Consider the following 17,665-nt stretch of genomic DNA (forward strand, 5'->3'; position numbering starts at 1 on the left):
CCGAGTAGGAGGAGGGGATAAGCAGTGAATCTGCCAGCACGAGATTTGGCCCAGTATATCGCGAAACGCTCTCATATTGTTGTAAAGGCGGCTGTGTGGGCTGAGAACGAACAAGGTGAATTACTGCTGATTCAGCATGCTGAACACGGTCACTGGCGGTTGCCAGCAGGTGAGATGCGCCCGGGTGAGGCTATTGAAGATGCTGCACATCGGGAGTTATGGGAAGAGACAGGTTGGACTGCTGATACCATGACACTGGAAGGCCTCTATTCGGGGCCAGACCTTCGGTATCTGCATTCAAGCGGAGATGAAGAGTATTATGTCATTGCTCTGTTCCGGACAGTGATCATTCAGGATGACCTTGTGGAGTCGCGTGTAAATAGTGATGCAGGTCTGAAGTTTTTTGCGCTGGAGTCGTTACCACCTCTGAATCAGATTAGCCGAATCCTGTTAGCGCGGGATATTGCAGAATAAAATAAGTGTTGACGCAAAAAAATGACCTTGGCATGCACGATAAAGTGGATGCCAAGGTCATTTTTTGAAAAATCCGATTCAGGTGCTCAGAGTATGAATTACACCTGATCCAGTGGTTCATCATCCATCGCAAAATCAAAATCATCAATATCGAATACCTGCACAGGTGATTCAGACTCAATAATACGTGCAATCAGTTCAACCTGATCGGTGAGAATCGGGATACTCAGACGCTGAGATGTCAGCAACAGTTCTGTCTCAATGGGATCGAAATACTCCCCGTACTGTGCCGTATCTATTGCGTTGATAATGGCAATGGATACTTGGTCACCAAATAAAATGGAGGGGCTTTTGGCCCATGGAACAAGTAACGCACGCTCTATTTTTTTCTTATTCAGCGGTTCCTCGAAATAAGAAATCATTTCATTGATTTTGGATTTCACATGCTGATCATCTGCCGGGTTATCCATCATGGGATCAGGACTGGTCTGGAATTCATATAGCTCAAGGATGGTGGTATAAGGAACAATATATTCAACAGGCGCGGGCGGCGCTAGCAATTGACCGTAAATGGCCACCATCACGGCTTCTGTAATAAACTGACGTGACATGGTTCCTTAATCCTCCTGCGCCATTAATAGTTGCAAAGTGAATCTATATTTCATGCAACAGCATAACCACAATGTGGATTATTCTGTTGTAGACTCGTGTACATAATTTGCATGAATAGAAGTATATCACACAACGGTGGGAAATACAGCCAATCTGCATAGCATGTCAGGTTACAACTATCACAACTTGAATCAGGATTTGCCCAGTAGCAATGATAAAATTCCCGCCGCAATCAATGGACCCACAGGTACACCCTTGAATAGGGCAACCCCAAGTACCGTTCCGATTAACAGCCCTGCAACGACAGTTGGCTGTGTACCCATCAACGTAGCGCCACGTCCTCCGAGATATGCCACCAGTAATCCTACGCCAATGGCGAGTAGTGATTTCCAGTGCAGGAAAGACTCACCGATCGTCTGCAGACTCATCTTGCCACTGGCAAGAGGTGCCATCACGCCAATGGTCAGAATGATAATGCCCAGTGTAAGTCCGTATTTTTCAAGCCATGGAAATGCCTGATTCAGGTTCAGGACTCGTAGCAACAACAGAAATACCATCGCTACGGTCACAGGTGTGTTGCTGCTGATAATTCCGAGAGCCGCAAATACGAGCAACAGCAGGGAAGTCATATCCATTGTTTTCATTTCCCTTCAGTCTGTCCACGTTGTTTGCTAACGATATGTTCCGCAATGTAACGTCCATGCCAGCGCCCGGATTCAATAAAGACTTCATTGGCATTACGCCCCGAAGCGATGACTCCGCCCACATATACACCAGGTACGCTGCTTTCCATCGTTTGTGCATCATATAGAGGTTTATCCATATCATCAGACATCTCCACACCTACCGACGTGAGTAGTTGACGATCTGGACGGAAACCGGTCATGGCCAGTACGAAGTCATTATCCAGTTCCCGAGTGGAACCATCCGTGTGTATCAGACGAATCGAATCATCGAGTATTTCATTCACGCGTGATTCCAGGTGGAGTGTGATATGACCTTTTGTCACCATGCTCTCGAATAGCGGGCGTACCCATGGTTTAATATGCTGGGACAGACCACTGCCGCGATAAACCATATCAATATGTGCTCCGACCCGAACCAGTTCCATGGCCGCATCCACGGCTGAGTTGCTTCCGCCAATAATGGCGACACGTGTACGGGTATAAGGGTGGGCTTCCCGGAAGTAGTGGGTTACCTTATCTTTATCTTCTCCAGGGATGCCCAGATAGTTAGGATGGTCAAAATAACCGGTAGCTACAACTACATTGCGTCCAGCATGTACGATGGCTTCCCCGCGGCGATTGAGCGTATGTACCTCAAACGTACCATCATCCTTGCGTTTAATTTCACGGGCTTCCTCATAGTTATGAACACGCAGACCAAAATGTTCGGCTACCCTGCGATAATAGGCAAGTGCTTCATAACGAAACGGTTTATCATTAGGTGTGCTGAACGGAACGTTTCCGATCTCAAGCAGCGGGGCTGTGCTGAAAAACTGCATATGGGTTGGATACAGATAAATAGATTGAACGATATTGTATTTCTCAACGATCACAGCGGACAGTCCCAGCCGCTCACATTCAATGGCAGCAGACAGACCGCATGGGCCTCCGCCGATAATAATGACATCTTCCATGTTCTTAATCCTCCTTATTTCAAGCAATATAATCCTACCGTAAATAACGAGCCAATGCCAGTTCAAGCGTGGAGTTTAATTAGACAAGCTTACTTGAAACCAAAGGAGTTGACGTGTTGAGAAGAAAAGACTAATATCAAATTAGATGTATATCTAATTGAAAGCGAGATGAACGATGATGCAGCTGGAGAAAATTGTGGCTTATCATAAAGCGTTGGCTGACCCGACCCGGCTTCGCATGCTGCTGTTGTTGGCACAGGGTGAACTGCACGGACAGGCACTTGCCGAGCGGCTGAATCTGTCACAGCCAACCGTGACACATCATGCATCCAAGCTAAGAGAGGCGGCGCTGATTAAGGAACGACGGGAGAAAAATACAGTGTATTTCACACTCAATCCTTCGTTTATCCGCGAGAATGCACAGGCTTCGGTTGATTTTATCTTTAATCGAGAGGAGGTTGCGGATATGAGTGATGTGAATGAAACATTGAAAGCGTCGGTCATGAGAAATTTTTTCTCCAAAGATGGGCGACTGCGTCAGATTCCGGCTCAATACAAGAAAAAACTGATTGTACTTGGTCATCTGGTCGAGCAGCTTGAATTTGGCCGGAAGTATACGGAGAAAGAAATCAATACATTTATAAAGCAATACCATGAAGACTTTGCAACGATTCGGCGAGAATTTATTATGCATCAGTTCATGTATCGCGAAGAGGAGATCTATGAATTGAATCCGAAGGAAATGTGGACACGCTGGGATCAGGTCAAATAGAGTAGCGTTTGGTAAAAAAAATTGGGCTTGACAACTGTAAAGCTCAGTGTGTAACATAATGGATAATTCTACAAGGGAGGCGATTGTTTATGACAAACTTAAATGCAGTATACGTTAATTTGAATATGAACAGCGTCTCCGGAACGGATCAAAGCATGTAATTTTGCGTTAGCTGGGTAGCAGTATCCATTGTAACGTGAAGTATGTCATGCTCAGATGAAGCCACGGGTGACGCACCCGTGGCTTTTTTGTTTGCCAATAAAAGGGTGTTCCTGAATGGTTTATATCGGAGGGTTAAGTATTCTATCCGGTAGATCTGCAAGAAGGGACGATCTCTGATTCGGTTAACTACTTATTGCCACGGGTGTATTTCTACTCGTGGTTTTTTGTTTTGATCTGAACCGGAGATGATTGTTCAATCGGCTTGAACGAAGTAAACAACTTATTTTGGGAGGAATTTTTATTTTAGATAACCATATTGAGAAGTACGGCTGGTCAGCAAAGTGGCAGGAACTGTGGCAAGAGACAGGGATGGAAGAGCAGGAGAAAAAGCCAGCCAGAATTATCGCAGACCATGGACATCTGCAACGTCTGATTACAGAAGAGGGCGAATGCTGGGGGAGAATTTCGGGCCGAATGCGTCATGATAGTCTGGAGAGCAGCTTGGTACCAGCGGTTGGAGATTGGGTGGCGATTACAGGCCAGGCAGGTGAAGAAGCAATTATTCACCATCTGGTGCCACGTCGGAGCAGGGTATCGAGACAGGCGGCAGGTCCGGTGACCAAGGAACAATTAATCGCCTCAAACGTAGATACACTGTTGATCGTGGCTGCACTTAATCATGATTTCAACCTCAGACGACTCGAAAGATACGTGATGATGGCTTGGAATGGTGGCGTAAGGCCAGTCATTGTCTTGAGCAAAAGTGATCTGTGCAACAATGTGGAAGAACAGATCAGAAATGTAGAAGGGATTGCTCCAGGCGTTGAAGTGCTTGCAATATCTGCAGTGGAGGGTCAAGGCAAATCCTTATTGGAACGATATTTGCAGCCAGGGCTGACTGTTGCGCTGACAGGATCTTCTGGCAGTGGCAAGTCTACGCTGGTGAACTGGATGATGGGTGAGGATGTGCAGCTTACACAATCCGTCCGCGAGGGAGACAGCCGTGGGAGACATACGACAACACACCGGGAGATGTTTGTACTACCCCAGGGAGCCGTATTGATCGATACTCCAGGAATGCGTGAGCTTAATCTCTGGGATGAGGGCAATGATGGGCTGTCGCATGCGTTTGGAGAAATTGAAGAACTTGCGGCCACGTGCAGATTTCTGGATTGCAGCCATACACAGGAAGCTGGATGTGCAGTGAAAGAGGCCATACAGGATGGTTCATTGGATGAAAAAAGATTGAATAATTATCTGAAGATGCAGAAGGAATTGCAATATCAGCAACGCAAGGAAGAAGTGGCATCCAGAAGGCGTACCGCCTCCAGCAAACCGGCCAATAGTCGTAAACCCAAGCACTCCCGTAGTGTGAAAGAGTGGGAGGAAGCCTGAAATCAGGCGGGCATCATCCGGTATCTTGCATAAGATAGGTCAGGAGGGATGTCATTATGCCAGATTACAGGATTATTGTAGATCTGTCTGACCACATGTTATATCTTCTGGATGGCAATCAGGTGATTAAGGGCTATCCCGTGGGCACCGGCAAGATGCTCACACAGACTCCAAACGGGGAGTTCACTATTATTAACAAACAATCCAATCCGGGTGGGCCATTTGGCGTGTTGTGGATGGGGCTGTCTGCTCCCCATTATGGGATACACGGAACCAATGAGCCTTGGTCTATTGGCAAATCCGTCTCCCATGGTTGTATACGCATGTACAACTCGGATGTACTGGATTTGTCTTCCAAGGTATCTGTAGGCACGAGAGTAACGATCCGGCCCTAGGGCCGGATTTTACTTCATGAAAGGTAGTTCAAAAAGTCCGCTTTTGATTACGAATCATGCCTAGCGGCGTGATCAGCATCGAATATGAAATTCAGCCGAAATAAGCGGGAGGCTTACGAAGTATGTTTCCGAAGGAAACATTTTGGTTGCTCACGTAGTTTTCCCTACGCTCCGCTACTCCATTTCTAGCTTCATTCCATCTTCGTGGTACTTAAAACCAGACTTTTTGAACACGTATTATAAGGTTAAGATAGCCAGTTACCAAATAAGTTTTACAGCCAGGACTAAAGTGGGTTAATTTGGAATTAAAGAAAGAAGAACATATAATATGGTAAAGCTGCGGCGGTTACGAGAGAAAGTGAGTGATAGCGATGCTGATCAGGCGGGCGCGTGAAGGGGATGCGCAAGGAATAGCCCATGTACATACAGAGAGTTGGAAAACAACGTATCGGGGAATTGTGCCTGACGATTTTTTGGATCATTTGACTACAGAATCAAGATTGTCTCAGTGGGAGAAGACTATTCGTTCTGGCGAAAAGGATCAGATCCTGGTGGTAGCTGAACAGGATCATGGGAACATTGTCGGATTTGCTTGTGGGGGTAAGGAGCGTAAAGGCAAATTACCTTATGATGGAGAGTTGTACGCTATATATTTGCTGAAGGAAGTGCAACAAACGGGGATAGGTCAGCAACTGGCGACACTTGTCGTTCATCATCTGCAGACCCACAATATGAAACGTTTGATCATATGGGCTTTGGAGCGAAATTCAGCTTGTCGCTTTTATGAAAAGATGGGAGGCACTCCAGTCCAAACACAGTCCCTCCGCATTGGTGGTCAAGATCTGATCGAAGTTGGCTACGGATGGGAAGACTTAAGCCTCTTTGGAGAGAAGAGCCTGCCCGACTGTTGAAAGACGTTCAGATGGCGAGAGAATAGTGTGGGTTGTGTTGTTTCCTTAAACTTTAAAAATGGAATAGCTAATTCAGGTCTTCACGTTTGCGTAATTCTGAACAAGGTTAATGATGTATTACACCGTTGTGCAGGTGTGACATTTAATCTTGATCAGGAGGCGTATTCACATGACTTTAATGGACACTGAACATACAACATGGACGAAACAATATATTAATGGCAGCTGGGTAGATGGCTCCGGTGAGAAAACAATGGAGAATATCAATCCTTATTCGGGAGAAGTTATTGCTACATGGCGCTCTTCCAATAAGAAAGACATAGATAAGGCTTATGAGTCAGCTCAGAAAAATTCGATTGAATGGGCGAAGTCATTACCTGCTGCGAAAGAAGAGGTATTGCGTAAAGTTTCATCCCTGATGACGGAGCGGAAAGAGGAGATCATTCAACTGTTGATCACGGAATCCGGGAGTACCCGAATCAAATCGGAGGCGGAGTTTGCAGCGGCTAAACGCATTGTGGACGAAGCAGCATCTTTTCCTTATCGCATGAAGGGTGAGATCATCCCGTCCAATACCCCTGGCAAAGAGAACCGTGTGGTTCGTGAGCCGAAGGGAGTGATTGGAGTTATCGGGCCATGGAACTTCCCTTTGCATCTATGCCTGCGATCTGTAGCTCCAGCAATTGCTCTTGGTAATGGTGTGGTGATTAAACCAGCATCGGATACTCCGATTACGGCAGGGTGGCTTATTGCCGATTTGTTTGAACAGGCTGGTCTGCCTGAGGGCGTGCTGAATGTCGTTGCGGGAAGTGGCAGCGAGATCGGAGATTACTTTGTCGCTCATCCGGTTCCCAAAGTAATTTCATTCACGGGTTCCACAGAAGTTGGACAAGGGATCGGTAAACTGGCGGGTGAACATTTAAAAGAAACGGCACTGGAACTAGGTGGCAACAACGCCATGGTTGTGCTGGAAGATGCGGACATTGAACGTGCTGCCGAAGCGGCGGTCTTTGGTAAGTTTCTGCATCAGGGACAGATCTGCATGGCTCTGAATCGTATCATTGTGCATACCGATATTTACGACCAATTCGTCGAATCATTTGTTGCCAAAACGAAGAATGTCCAGGCAGGTGATCCAGCGGATGCCAAAACACTCGTGGGTCCTCTCATTCGGGAAAAAGAGGTAGAACGATTGCTGGAGCTTGTGAACAAAACCAAGGGCGAAGGCGCACAGTTAATGCTCGGGGGGACCAGTCAAGGCAGCGTGCTGTCTCCTACTGTACTTGCCGATGTTAAACCTGAACAGGATATCGTGCAGCAGGAATTATTTGGCCCAGTAGCAGTGATCATGAAGGCTCATGATGAGCAGGAAGCTGTACGTTTGGCGAATGATACTCCTTATGGACTTAGTGGTTCGGTATTCACCAAAGATCTGAATCGAGGATATCAGGTTGCCCAGCGCATTGAATCGGGTATGGTGCATGTAAATGATCAGTCTGTGAACGATGAAGCGCATGTGATGTTTGGCGGTGAAAAAGCTTCAGGGATTGGACGTTTCGGTGGGGACTGGGCCATTGAAAAGTTTACACGTACTCGTTGGATCAGTATTCAGCACCAATATCGGGAATATCCGGGAGTGAAATAAGTCGAAAAAGAGTGAACTAGCAGGAGCATTTATGAATGATTAGAGTGGGTTACAAAAAAACGACAAATCATGCGAAAGCCCGTCTCCAGCTTGGTGGGACGGGCTTTTTGCACAATTTTACACCTCAGCAAAATACGGCTTAATATAAGAGTGGATAAGCTGTTTGGGGCTGACGCTATCTGGTTATTTATGGATACACGGAAAAATCGATCCGTAAATCCAATGGCAAAGGGGCTTTAAATTCATGTCCATTGACCGCTTTATTCTGAGGAAACTGAATACCTGTCAGGAAGAACATACACGTGCCAATTTGGTTCGGCTGTTTGTCATTCGTATTCGTAAAGCCGAGATTGCGGAAGAACATGATGCCGCCTATGTCCTGAGCAAACTGCACTGAGTGATGGCTGACAATAATTGCGATCCGCTGTTAACGTGTATACAACTCAAAAAAGGAAGCTTGTCTATAACGACAGCTTCCTTTTTCATGTCTTGTAATAAATGTGTCTTGGTTGACTCCTTTTAATATAAGGATAAAGCAAGGGAGTCGTTTTCACTTCGACTGTGGAGAATGGCTTCTCCATTAACAATCTCAATACTAATTAAAGAATGCAGACATTTTTGAATGGCGCGTTTACCGTTGCTAATTTTATGCTCAAGAGCACTGCTAAGCAATCTTAATGTCTTCTGCATAGGTTGTTTGTTTTCTTGATTAAAATATACAGGGATTGATTTGTTTTGAAAGGTTATTAGGGTTCTCACTTGAAATCACCTCACGGTTGTTATTTCATACAGCTAATATTAAATTCCAATGCTTAAAATTACCTTAAAATCAGCTTATGAAAACATAAAGGTGGGTAATGTTTGAAAAGTGTTCACAATTCAATTGTGAGCGAAGGAATAAAAGTCCTGAAAAACGTAACTTAATTACCATTTAAATGGAACAAAAAACGATAGTTTTCGTATCCTCGCAATATTTAATTGCATAACTGCCACGAAAGTTCTGAGTCGAATGTACGATATTTTAATATATACGTGGGTCATATGTAACAAAATTACAGGTGGTACATTGCAAACGGGGTGTTTATGTAAGAAAATAGGGTTGATATAACGATTCATTCTCTTTTTTTTGATTTAATCTGACATTAGGACAATTTACATATGAGACCATGGGAGGGATTCGGATGATTCTAACCGTGTATTCCGGCCGCGAGGAAGGAGAATGGTTCGACATCGATGTTCCGGATGAATGCACCATTGAACATTTGAAGACATTACTCGGCGTTCGCATTTTTGGACAGGCACCGGGAGACGGCATTCAGTACATCCTTGAAGCCAAGTTTCCGGAAGGTTTGTGGTTCTCTCCGCAGAACGCACAGCAATTAATGGAAACAGGGCTGCGACAAGGCAGTTGCGTACGTGTCCAGCGGGCTTTTTCAACGACTTCGGAAGAAGCGCCTGTATATGGAAGACGTTCATTGTTTCAACAGGACAGCAACGAATAGGGCTTTTGAACGTATACATTCATTATTGAACGAACTAAAGGAGGTCTTCTCTTCGTGAATGTGTTATATCAGCGTTCTCCAAGAATGACACCGGTTCTCAAGGAAGAGAGACTCGAAATACTCAGGCCTCCAACAGAACCGAGCAAACCCACGTTTTCCATGATATCCATTATTGTGCCGATCATGATGACTATGGTCAGCATTGGTTTCTACGTATATATCAATATGACCGGCAAAATGGGCAACAGCAATTATATGATGTTTCAGATGATGACGGTCATGATGATGCTTACTTCTTACACCATTCCATTCTTCGTGTATCTGAGCAACAAGAAATCATATCGCAAAAAATTGGAAGAACGAAAAACAATGTATCTTGCCCAACTGGACAAACACCGGGAAGAACTGAAAGAAGCTCAGGCGGAGCAAGTGAAGAGCCTGTACGAAATTCACGGTGATCCGGGTGTATGTCTTCAAGTGGTGAAGAACCGGAACAGTTCCTTGTGGGAGCGTTCACCAGAGGATGATGATTTCCTTCAGGTGCGCATTGGAACGGGAGAGATTCCATTCCGCATCAAACTTCAGGTTCCGCGGATTGATGGTTACGAGAAGGATGAGCTGATTGAAGCTGCCCATGAACTTGCGGCTGAATTCCAGACGGTACCGGATGCTTCCATTACATTACCTTTGTTCCAATCGAAAGTTATGGGACTTGTCGGCGATCGGGAGGAAGTACTTGCTTCCCTGCGAGTCATCATCTCACAACTGACGGTACGCCATTCCCCGGATGAACTGAAGCTTGCTGCTTTCTATGAAGAAAAGGACAGCAAGGAATGGGACTGGCTTCGCTGGATGCCCCATATCTGGGATGAAGACCAAGGACAACGCTATATGGCCGACAGGCACAGCGGTGCGCATCAATTGGCGGACAGCTTGTTTTCCGTGTTGAACCGGCGTCGTAACAATAAGGAAGACCGCTACAAGAAAAGTGTACAAACGCCGTGTTACGTTGTGATTCTCTCCGATACGCAATTGATTGAAGAAGAACCGTTACTTCCGCTGCTGTTGGAGTCGGCTCATGACATTGATGTATGTACCATCATACTGGCTAATCGCAAGGAGTCTCTACCGATGCATTGTCAGTTGATTATGGATGCCTCCAAAGGCAAAGGGGTGTATATCAAAAAAACGGAAGATGCGGATGTTATACAACAAATGTACAAGCCTGATGTGATCTCGAAGGAGATGGCAGAGGCGCTTTCCCGTTATATGTCACCGATCCGCTTAAAGCGGTCATCTGCTTCAGATATCCCGCAAGTGCTTCCGTTATTCGATATGCTGAGTACATCACGTGTGGAAGATCTGGATGTGGTGTCCAGGTGGGGACAGACGAGATATCCTGACACGCTGCCCGTACCGATGGGTGTACGAGCTGGCGGCAAAAAAATTGCGATAAACCTGCATGACAAAATTGAACGTCAGGGTCATGGTCCCCATGGTCTGATTGCAGGTACAACCGGTTCAGGTAAAAGTGAAGTCATCCAGTCCATCGTTGCTTCACTCGCTGCTGAATTCCATCCACATGATCTGGCTTTCATGCTGATTGACTATAAAGGTGGCGGTATGTCCAATACATTTGTTGATCTGCCTCATGTGGTAGGGACGATCACCAATCTAGATGGGAATCTGATCGAGCGGGCGAATATCTCACTTCGTGCCGAACTGGTCAGAAGGCAAAAAATATTAAATGATGCGGGAAACCTCCAGCATATTGATGAATATTACAAGATTCTGCGTTCCAGACATGAACAGCCACTGCCACATCTGGTTATTATCATTGACGAGTTTGCTCAATTGAAGCGGGACCAGCCGGAGTTCATGGATGAATTGATCAGTATCGCGGCCATTGGCCGGACACTTGGGGTTCATCTAATTCTGGCAACCCAAAAGCCAGCTGGTGTTGTGGACGATAAAATATGGAGTAATTCGCGCTTCCGGATCTGCCTTCGCGTACAGAGTGAGGGAGATAGCAGGGATATGATCAAGATTCCAAATGCTGCCTGGATTACAAAGCCTGGTCGTGGATATTTCCAGGTTGGTAGTGATGAAGTGTTTGAAGAAATGCAATTCGCCTGGAGTGGTGCACCTTATAACCAGCAGGAGGATTCAACAACAGTATTGCCTGTTATGGAAGTGCGCCTGAACGGTAAGCGGGAGCCTCTGTTAACTGGAGAGCGCAGAGCTGTTCTCAAAGGTGAAGATGTTCCGAAACAGCTTCAGGTATTTATTGATTATGTTGCGCAATCTGCAGCTGATGCGGGTATCCGTCGTTTGCCAGGACCATGGTTGCCACCTTTACCAGAGACACTGGAATGGGACGGTCTTCAGGACTGGCAGGAAGAAGAAAATCGGGATCTGCTGCTTGATGGCGGGGCGAGTGGTCTGAAACCACTGGTTGGTTTGCTGGATGATCTCCCTAATCAGCGCCAACAACCGCTCGCATTGCCTGTGGATCAAGGACATCTGGTCGTGTACGGCATGCCAGGACTGGGCAAAACAACATTTGTTCAGACCTTGCTTATGTCTTTGGCCCGTTCCCATAGAACTGAACCTTGGCATGGTTACATTATCGACATGGGCCGCATGATGAAGGACTTTGCAGCACTACCTCAGATTGGTGGCGTGATGATGGCGGAAGAGGAAGACCGGATCAAACGGTTATTCCGCTATATTCTCAAGCTGTCAGCACAACGCAAAGATATCATCTCGGAGGCGGGGGTTAAAACGATTTCGGCCTACCGCCGGACAGCTCACGCGGCTGTTCCGCAGGTTGTGGTCGTTATCGATGGTTATCTTTCATTCCGCAATGCCTATCCGGAAGAGAATGAACTTCTGGAGACGATCCTGCGTGAAGGCGGAAGTCTGGGTATCACCTTTGTGCTCACCGCCAATCGGGTAACAGATGTATTTGAAAAATTCAGAAGTAATATTCCCAATGCGGTTTCATTTGAGTTATCCGATCCAAGCGATTATTATTATGCCGTGGGAAGACCTTCCAAGGCGCCAAGCCAACTTCCGCCAGGAAGAGGTCTGGTCAAAGGGCAAGTGCCTCCGTTAATGTTCCAGGCGGCATTACCATCTTCAGGGGCAGATGAGGGCAAGCGTTCATCTGAACTGCGCCGTACGATTGCTGAGATTCGCCAAGGCTGGACAGGGGAAGAAGCGCCGCAGATTGCTCCACTTCCGGAAGAGATCAAACTCAAGGATCTACTCATTCGGACAGGATCATATGGTCAGGCGTGGGATACATCGTCTATAACTGTCCCTGTGGGACTGCTTACGGATGATCTGGAACCATTCGAGCTTAATCTGCGTGAAGGTCCGCATTTCATGGTAACGAGTCCGATGGAAGGCGGCAAAACGACATTTTTATTGACATGGATGTTATCACTGGCTTATCATGCTTCTCCGGCAGATGTGCAAATATACACAGTAGATATGCGTTATGGCTCAGGTGGGCTGGGGGAAATCAGCAGTTTGCCCCATGTCCGTGGACATGTATCGCGAGAAGAACAGCTTGCACCTGTCATTCAACAGTTGTACGATGAAGTTCTGAAAAGAGGCGAGATTTCCGGTGGACCGGAACTTGTGCTCGTCATCGACGATGCGGACACCTTGTCCAAGCAGCTAAACGATTTTAATGTAAAAGATCAATTGGGAGCGATTGTTCGTCAAGGAAGGGATCGCGGTGTACATGTGATTCTGTCCGGGGTTCCGGCAGACTTCCCGACCTTCGGTTCTGACTGGGTAACGGATGTGAAGGCTTCCCAGAGCGGAATGCTGTTCGGGACTTTAGACCCTAACGATCTCTCGTTCTTCCGTATACCTTATTCCGAATCTGGAGGTAGTTCAGGTGGGCTGAAGGTACTGCCTCCGGGTCAAGGTTATTATGTAAAACGTAAATATTCCAGGGTTAAAGGTGCAGTTCCATGTGATGACAGCTGGAAAATGACCGATTGGATTTCTGAAATTCGTGACCGATGGCATGTTGTAGTTTGAGGGGAGGTGGCTCATAATGTTGACGGTTCATGATTCTAAGCAAAAGGTAGTCACGTTGCAAACAAAGGAACTTTTTTTCCTGGCTGGTATTCTCGGTTCAGACCGACTGCTTGGTGTAGAAGATCCGTTTCGCGGCTATATGGCTGAGGATATCGCGAGGGAGTGGGAGCGTGTCAAAACCTCTCTGCTTGACAAAGGATATCTGATTCGGGATCAGGATACCGATGAGCTGATCATGACACCGACCGTTTTCTCCAGGGTAGCCATTGCCGGATTGTCCGACAGAGCTTGTTGGATTCGCTACACGATCAACGGCAAGTCGTATGAGAGTTATATACATTGCACGGATGAGCGGGTCGTTGAAGTTTCCCGTGTTGACGACGTACCGGACTCGTTCCGGCTCAGCGATCTGGGAAGTGTTCGTGAAGCCATCGATGTTCTGATAGAGCGGATGAAATGGAGCGGCCATTCTCCTGCGGAGAAACCGGCCCTAATGTGCTCCAAGAAAAAATTTTATGATGTCATGAATGAGCTCGAAAACAGCGGAGTACAGACCGTAGCAGCGGAACTCGAACAGGAGACAAGTGATCCTGAGGGCTCACTTGCACTGGCACGCTGTCTGGTGGGTAAGGAGTCAGACGGGGAGCTCAGGTTGCTTGTATGGAATGAAGACGGGTGGAAGTCGCAGTCGGCAGCCTTTGCTGCAAGTGCGGTATCCAACTGGTTGTTCCGGATGAGCACTGCGGCTTCAGATGATTGGCTTGTTGCAGCACTAACGACTAGAGAACAGTTTCACGAGATGCTGCTGGACTGGCTTAAACAGCCTGCAGGGGAAGAGGAAAGGTGATGGTAAATGCGCATTCGTGTGGAACCGGATGTGCTTCGGGCACTGAGCAAGCAGATTCAGTATGCAGCGGAGCAAATACAGCAAAAGATGACAGTGTTGGATCAGGCGATTCATTCGCTGGAGTGGGAGGTTGAATCCCGCGCAGCGGTGATGAATGAATGGAATCACAGTAAACGACTGGGCGAGGATGCGCTGCGTCGATTAATGGACTTAAGCGTACAGCTGGGACGCAAAGCGTTGTTATTCCAGCAGGCAGACATGGAGTATCGTTCCGTGCTGAGTCATGTGAACACAGCCTATGGTAATGCGGTCAATATGCTGAATGTTCTTCAGAACAATCGTACAGGAGAAATCATGCCTGCACATTCTGCAACTGTAGCTGTAGTATCCGATCCCCTTTCCGCAATGGCGGCCGTATATCGTGTACAGGATGCCGCTCCGCCTGATGGCTCCCCGGCTACACTGGTGCAGGCTATGCAGCCTGAGCCTGTAGCATGGAGATTCACAGATCCTTCCTTTCGGGGAAGAAGAGGGACCGAGCCTGTGGTTTCCTGAACAGGGTGAATGAAAGTAACAGCAGAAAGTGAATCTTTTTTTGTAAATAGGCTGTTAGGAGAAGTTTCAAATGCTAAAAATGGGGTAAATAGGATTAGGTCCTTCGGCTTTTGTCCGATCGATCCTGGTATAGTACAATTTGAACAAGTAAAAAATTAATTGCACAAACCAAGGAGGAATTTACAAATGGCAGGACGTATTTTAGTTACCCCAGAGCAGCTTGATCAGGTTTCCAACCAATTTAAACAAAGCGGTGAGCAAAGTCAGCAAATCGTATCTACATTGACTCAATCCATCACAAGCATGGAAGGACAATGGGAAGGTATGACAAAGCAACGCTTCTTCCAAGAGTTCCAAGAAGCTAGCAAACAAATGCAATCATTCGTTCAAACGCTGAACAGCATCAGCGCTGAACTTACAGCTATTGCTAACAAATTCCGTACAGCTGACCAAGCTCGTTAATCTGCTTTACATAGATCAGGCCGATGTGAAGTCTGATTTCGTCCTGAATTATAGGTGGATAGCAAGCTGAAGATGTACAACTACAGCAAAAACCGGGCGTTGTCACAACACCCGGTTTTTGCTGCAACTATGACACTAGGACAGAGAGAGGGATAAGCATGTCTTTTCAACCAAATCCCGGGGATGAAGTGGTGATTAACGACATTGCCTATACGATTGGGCAACATCCGGCAGCGCCGGGTCTGGCTTATGCCCAAGCCGGAAGGCAGGGGATTGTTTATCAGTTAATACCCCGTAATGGTTCCGTTCATGGGGCCAAAGCACTAAAAGTCTTTTTTCCTAAATTCCGTATTCCGGCTATGGTATATCAGTCTGAGCATATGGAGTCTTATAGTGAACTGCCAGGTTTGCAGGTATGCAAGCGTGATGTGCTCACTCCGGAAAGAAACGGAGCGCTCATTGGAAAACATCCCGATCTGTTATATGCGGTGTTGATGCCATGGGTGCAAGGTCAGACCTGGTTCGATGTGATCAGTGATCAGAGACAGTTGACGGCTGAAGAGAGCTTGAAGCTGGCCAGAGCACTTGCTGGAACAGGTTCGGCTATGGAACAACGTGGACTGGCTCATTGCGATATGTCCGCTCCCAATGTAATGATTCCGTTTTTTTCCGAAGTGGAGAACCTGGGGAAGACGTCTGCGGTAGAACTTGTGGATGTCGAGCAGATGTACGGTTCCAAGATGGATCGTCCGGATGCCCTGCTTGCCGGGTCACCCGGTTATGCAGCCCATCGAACAGTGCACAGCGGTTTGTGGAGTTCATATGCTGACCGATTTGCAGGAGCTGTTATCATTGCTGAAATGTTAAGCTGGTCAGACCCTGTGATTGTAGAGAAGGCGTGGGGCGAAAGTTATTTTGACCAGCATGAAATGCAAACAGTGAGTGAACGGTATTATGCGATGCGGGAGTCCCTTGAGAAGCGTTGGGGTTCCAAACTGTCAGATCTGTTCATTCGAGCTTGGGAAAGTCACGATTTGAGCAGCTGTCCGACGTTTGGTGAGTGGTATGTTGCATTGGCTGCGGTAAACGTGGATCAGGCCAATGCGGCGGTTGCTGCGACATCGGAAGAAGCAGCTACCAATTCGTCCGAAGCTGATGTGAATCTGAAAAAGAGCTCAGAACCAGTAAATGAACCGGTGAATACGCAAGACGGGAACCGTCCCCAAACGCCGCACTCTCCAGATCAGGAAGCGGTTGTGAATCGTCTGTTCCTGCAAGCAAGAGCCCTGGAGGATGAAGATAAACCGGCTGCAGCACTGGAAGTGTACCGCTCTCTTTATCATTTTATTCCTCATAACAGCGCGATGCAGATGGAAGTCGAGGCTGCAATCAAGGAACTGGATGCCAAGCTTAATCCAAAAGAAGACACAGACAAGCCCGTACCTGTGCCATTCTACAGATCCAAAAAGTTCATGATTTCCTCCGCTGTGCTTATTGTATTGCTGGCAGGTGGCGTGCCAACGGTCAAAATACTCGCCGATCAGGCAGAGGTAAAACAGAAAGAACAGCTGGAAGCCACACGACTGGCAGATATCAAAGCTGCGGAAGAGGCGGAAGCAGCAAAGGCAGCTGCGCTCAAACAGCAGGAAGAACAAGAGAAACAAAAGGCCGCAGATGCTGCAAAACTGGACGCAGAGGAAAAGAAAAAGCTCGCTGAAGCCAAGCAGAAGGCAGCTGATGCAAAGAAAAAAGAAGAAGAACGTAAGGCGTTACAGGCCAAATACGACAAACAGGCGAAATATGAGGCCTTTCTGGTGAAGCAGGAGCAGCAGAAGAAAGAAGCTGCTAAGAGAGCACAGCAGGAGAAGTACGATAAACAGGCAAAATATGAAGCTTATCTGGTCTGGAAAAAAGAGAATGATGCCAAGCTTGCAAAACAGGAAGCGGAGCGTAAAGCGGCAGCTGAAGTTAAACGTCAACAGGAGATTGCTCAGAAAGCAGCTCTGAAGAAAAAACGTGCCCAGAATGTGGTCACGCTGATTGCTCATTACAATAAGACGTATAACGCGCAAAAAGGCAGAAAAATTGAAAATGCGGAAGCGTATGCCCGTGATTTCAAAAATCTTTACAATACCGATGCTTCCTATTTCAAAGGTGTCGGCAAAGTGGCCGCTCGAATGAGCGCCATTAACAAATTCCTGAGCAACACTAATTATACGTTGCCCAACTTATAAA

Annotated in this window: 17 protein-coding genes; 13 read left to right on the plus strand and 4 right to left on the minus strand. The window is 46.9% G+C overall.

Going from position 1 to position 17,665, the window contains the following annotated elements; translation table 11 throughout:
• Positions 1–24 precede the first annotated feature (24 nt).
• Positions 25–474 carry an NUDIX domain-containing protein gene (locus tag MHB85_RS11670; RefSeq protein ID WP_105598236.1) on the plus strand — a complete coding sequence of 150 codons (450 nt, stop codon included), beginning with the start codon at positions 25–27 and terminating at the stop codon, positions 472–474.
• 98 nt (positions 475–572) lie between these two features.
• Here the strand turns inward: MHB85_RS11670 and MHB85_RS11675 are convergent, their stop codons facing one another.
• The 3 genes from MHB85_RS11675 to MHB85_RS11685 form a co-directional block, all read right to left on the minus strand.
• Positions 573–1,085 carry a hypothetical protein gene (locus MHB85_RS11675; RefSeq protein WP_036609214.1) on the minus strand — a complete coding sequence of 171 codons (513 nt, stop codon included), beginning with the start codon at positions 1,083–1,085 and terminating at the stop codon, positions 573–575.
• Positions 1,086–1,277: 192 nt separating this feature from the next.
• On the minus strand, positions 1,278–1,721 hold the full coding sequence (locus tag MHB85_RS11680; RefSeq protein ID WP_036609212.1) for a DUF441 domain-containing protein: 444 nt from the start codon (positions 1,719–1,721) through the stop codon (positions 1,278–1,280).
• 5 nt (positions 1,722–1,726) lie between these two features.
• A complete protein-coding gene (locus MHB85_RS11685; RefSeq protein WP_192132282.1) occupies positions 1,727–2,725 on the minus strand; it encodes a YpdA family putative bacillithiol disulfide reductase in 999 nt (332 codons plus the stop codon).
• Positions 2,726–2,903: 178 nt separating this feature from the next.
• Here MHB85_RS11685 and MHB85_RS11690 point away from each other — a divergent pair, with 178 nt between their 5' ends.
• The 6 genes from MHB85_RS11690 to MHB85_RS11715 all read left to right on the plus strand — a co-directional run bounded on the left by MHB85_RS11690 (position 2,904) and on the right by MHB85_RS11715 (position 8,402).
• The gene (locus MHB85_RS11690) at positions 2,904–3,497 is read left to right on the plus strand and encodes a DUF2087 domain-containing protein (RefSeq protein ID WP_076249781.1); all 594 of its coding nucleotides are present in this window, start codon (positions 2,904–2,906) and stop codon (positions 3,495–3,497) included.
• 447 nt (positions 3,498–3,944) lie between these two features.
• Positions 3,945–5,054, plus strand: a complete 1,110-nt coding sequence (gene rsgA, locus MHB85_RS11695) for a ribosome small subunit-dependent GTPase A (RefSeq protein ID WP_192132280.1) — start codon at positions 3,945–3,947, stop codon at positions 5,052–5,054.
• Between the two features lie 56 nt (positions 5,055–5,110).
• On the plus strand, positions 5,111–5,449 hold the full coding sequence (locus MHB85_RS11700) for a L,D-transpeptidase (RefSeq protein WP_091017202.1): 339 nt from the start codon (positions 5,111–5,113) through the stop codon (positions 5,447–5,449).
• Between the two features lie 371 nt (positions 5,450–5,820).
• Entirely contained in the window at positions 5,821–6,360 is a 540-nt protein-coding gene (locus tag MHB85_RS11705) for a GNAT family N-acetyltransferase (RefSeq protein ID WP_192132278.1), read from the plus strand.
• Positions 6,361–6,529: 169 nt separating this feature from the next.
• Positions 6,530–8,005: an aldehyde dehydrogenase family protein gene (locus MHB85_RS11710; RefSeq protein WP_091017198.1), complete on the plus strand. Its 1,476-nt coding sequence runs from the start codon at positions 6,530–6,532 to the stop codon at positions 8,003–8,005.
• 244 nt (positions 8,006–8,249) lie between these two features.
• On the plus strand, positions 8,250–8,402 hold the full coding sequence (locus MHB85_RS11715; protein ID WP_164783094.1) for a hypothetical protein: 153 nt from the start codon (positions 8,250–8,252) through the stop codon (positions 8,400–8,402).
• Positions 8,403–8,524: 122 nt separating this feature from the next.
• Here the strand turns inward: MHB85_RS11715 and MHB85_RS11720 are convergent, their stop codons facing one another.
• Positions 8,525–8,764: a hypothetical protein gene (locus tag MHB85_RS11720; RefSeq protein ID WP_074094612.1), complete on the minus strand. Its 240-nt coding sequence runs from the start codon at positions 8,762–8,764 to the stop codon at positions 8,525–8,527.
• Positions 8,765–9,186: 422 nt separating this feature from the next.
• Here MHB85_RS11720 and MHB85_RS11725 point away from each other — a divergent pair, with 422 nt between their 5' ends.
• The 6 genes from MHB85_RS11725 to MHB85_RS11750 all read left to right on the plus strand — a co-directional run bounded on the left by MHB85_RS11725 (position 9,187) and on the right by MHB85_RS11750 (position 17,664).
• Positions 9,187–9,507 (plus strand): hypothetical protein, encoded by a 321-nt coding sequence (locus MHB85_RS11725; RefSeq protein ID WP_074094613.1) that lies wholly within the window; start codon positions 9,187–9,189, stop codon positions 9,505–9,507.
• 54 nt (positions 9,508–9,561) lie between these two features.
• A complete protein-coding gene (gene essC / locus MHB85_RS11730; protein ID WP_341072921.1) occupies positions 9,562–13,566 on the plus strand; it encodes a type VII secretion protein EssC in 4,005 nt (1,334 codons plus the stop codon).
• 16 nt (positions 13,567–13,582) lie between these two features.
• On the plus strand, positions 13,583–14,413 hold the full coding sequence (locus MHB85_RS11735; RefSeq protein WP_091017195.1) for a hypothetical protein: 831 nt from the start codon (positions 13,583–13,585) through the stop codon (positions 14,411–14,413).
• Between the two features lie 6 nt (positions 14,414–14,419).
• Complete coding sequence (locus MHB85_RS11740) at positions 14,420–14,968, plus strand: WXG100 family type VII secretion target (protein WP_017689072.1); 549 nt, start codon at positions 14,420–14,422, stop codon at positions 14,966–14,968.
• A 186-nt stretch (positions 14,969–15,154) separates the two neighbouring features.
• On the plus strand, positions 15,155–15,430 hold the full coding sequence (locus MHB85_RS11745; protein ID WP_017689071.1) for a WXG100 family type VII secretion target: 276 nt from the start codon (positions 15,155–15,157) through the stop codon (positions 15,428–15,430).
• Between the two features lie 158 nt (positions 15,431–15,588).
• Complete coding sequence (locus MHB85_RS11750; RefSeq protein ID WP_192132275.1) at positions 15,589–17,664, plus strand: hypothetical protein; 2,076 nt, start codon at positions 15,589–15,591, stop codon at positions 17,662–17,664.
• The last annotated feature ends 1 nt before the right edge of the window (position 17,665 follow it).

It is taken from the genome of Paenibacillus sp. FSL K6-4396 (assembly GCF_038002525.1).
Classification (GTDB): Bacteria; Bacillota; Bacilli; order Paenibacillales; family Paenibacillaceae; genus Paenibacillus; species Paenibacillus amylolyticus_B.

What these genes read in the sequence shown, in the direction of transcription:
- MHB85_RS11685 (WP_192132282.1), bottom strand. Translation starts at nt 2,725, where the DNA reads ATGGAAGATGTCATTATTATCGGCGGAGGCCCATGCGGTCTGTCTGCT.
- MHB85_RS11705 (WP_192132278.1), top strand. Translation starts at nt 5,821, where the DNA reads ATGCTGATCAGGCGGGCGCGTGAAGGGGATGCGCAAGGAATAGCCCAT.
- MHB85_RS11725 (WP_074094613.1), top strand. Translation starts at nt 9,187, where the DNA reads ATGATTCTAACCGTGTATTCCGGCCGCGAGGAAGGAGAATGGTTCGAC.
- MHB85_RS11740 (WP_017689072.1), top strand. Translation starts at nt 14,420, where the DNA reads ATGCGCATTCGTGTGGAACCGGATGTGCTTCGGGCACTGAGCAAGCAG.
- MHB85_RS11675 (WP_036609214.1), bottom strand. Translation starts at nt 1,085, where the DNA reads ATGTCACGTCAGTTTATTACAGAAGCCGTGATGGTGGCCATTTACGGT.
- MHB85_RS11690 (WP_076249781.1), top strand. Translation starts at nt 2,904, where the DNA reads ATGCAGCTGGAGAAAATTGTGGCTTATCATAAAGCGTTGGCTGACCCG.
- MHB85_RS11750 (WP_192132275.1), top strand. Translation starts at nt 15,589, where the DNA reads ATGTCTTTTCAACCAAATCCCGGGGATGAAGTGGTGATTAACGACATT.
- MHB85_RS11680 (WP_036609212.1), bottom strand. Translation starts at nt 1,721, where the DNA reads ATGGATATGACTTCCCTGCTGTTGCTCGTATTTGCGGCTCTCGGAATT.
- MHB85_RS11700 (WP_091017202.1), top strand. Translation starts at nt 5,111, where the DNA reads ATGCCAGATTACAGGATTATTGTAGATCTGTCTGACCACATGTTATAT.
- MHB85_RS11715 (WP_164783094.1), top strand. Translation starts at nt 8,250, where the DNA reads ATGTCCATTGACCGCTTTATTCTGAGGAAACTGAATACCTGTCAGGAA.
- MHB85_RS11735 (WP_091017195.1), top strand. Translation starts at nt 13,583, where the DNA reads ATGTTGACGGTTCATGATTCTAAGCAAAAGGTAGTCACGTTGCAAACA.
- MHB85_RS11710 (WP_091017198.1), top strand. Translation starts at nt 6,530, where the DNA reads ATGACTTTAATGGACACTGAACATACAACATGGACGAAACAATATATT.
- MHB85_RS11745 (WP_017689071.1), top strand. Translation starts at nt 15,155, where the DNA reads ATGGCAGGACGTATTTTAGTTACCCCAGAGCAGCTTGATCAGGTTTCC.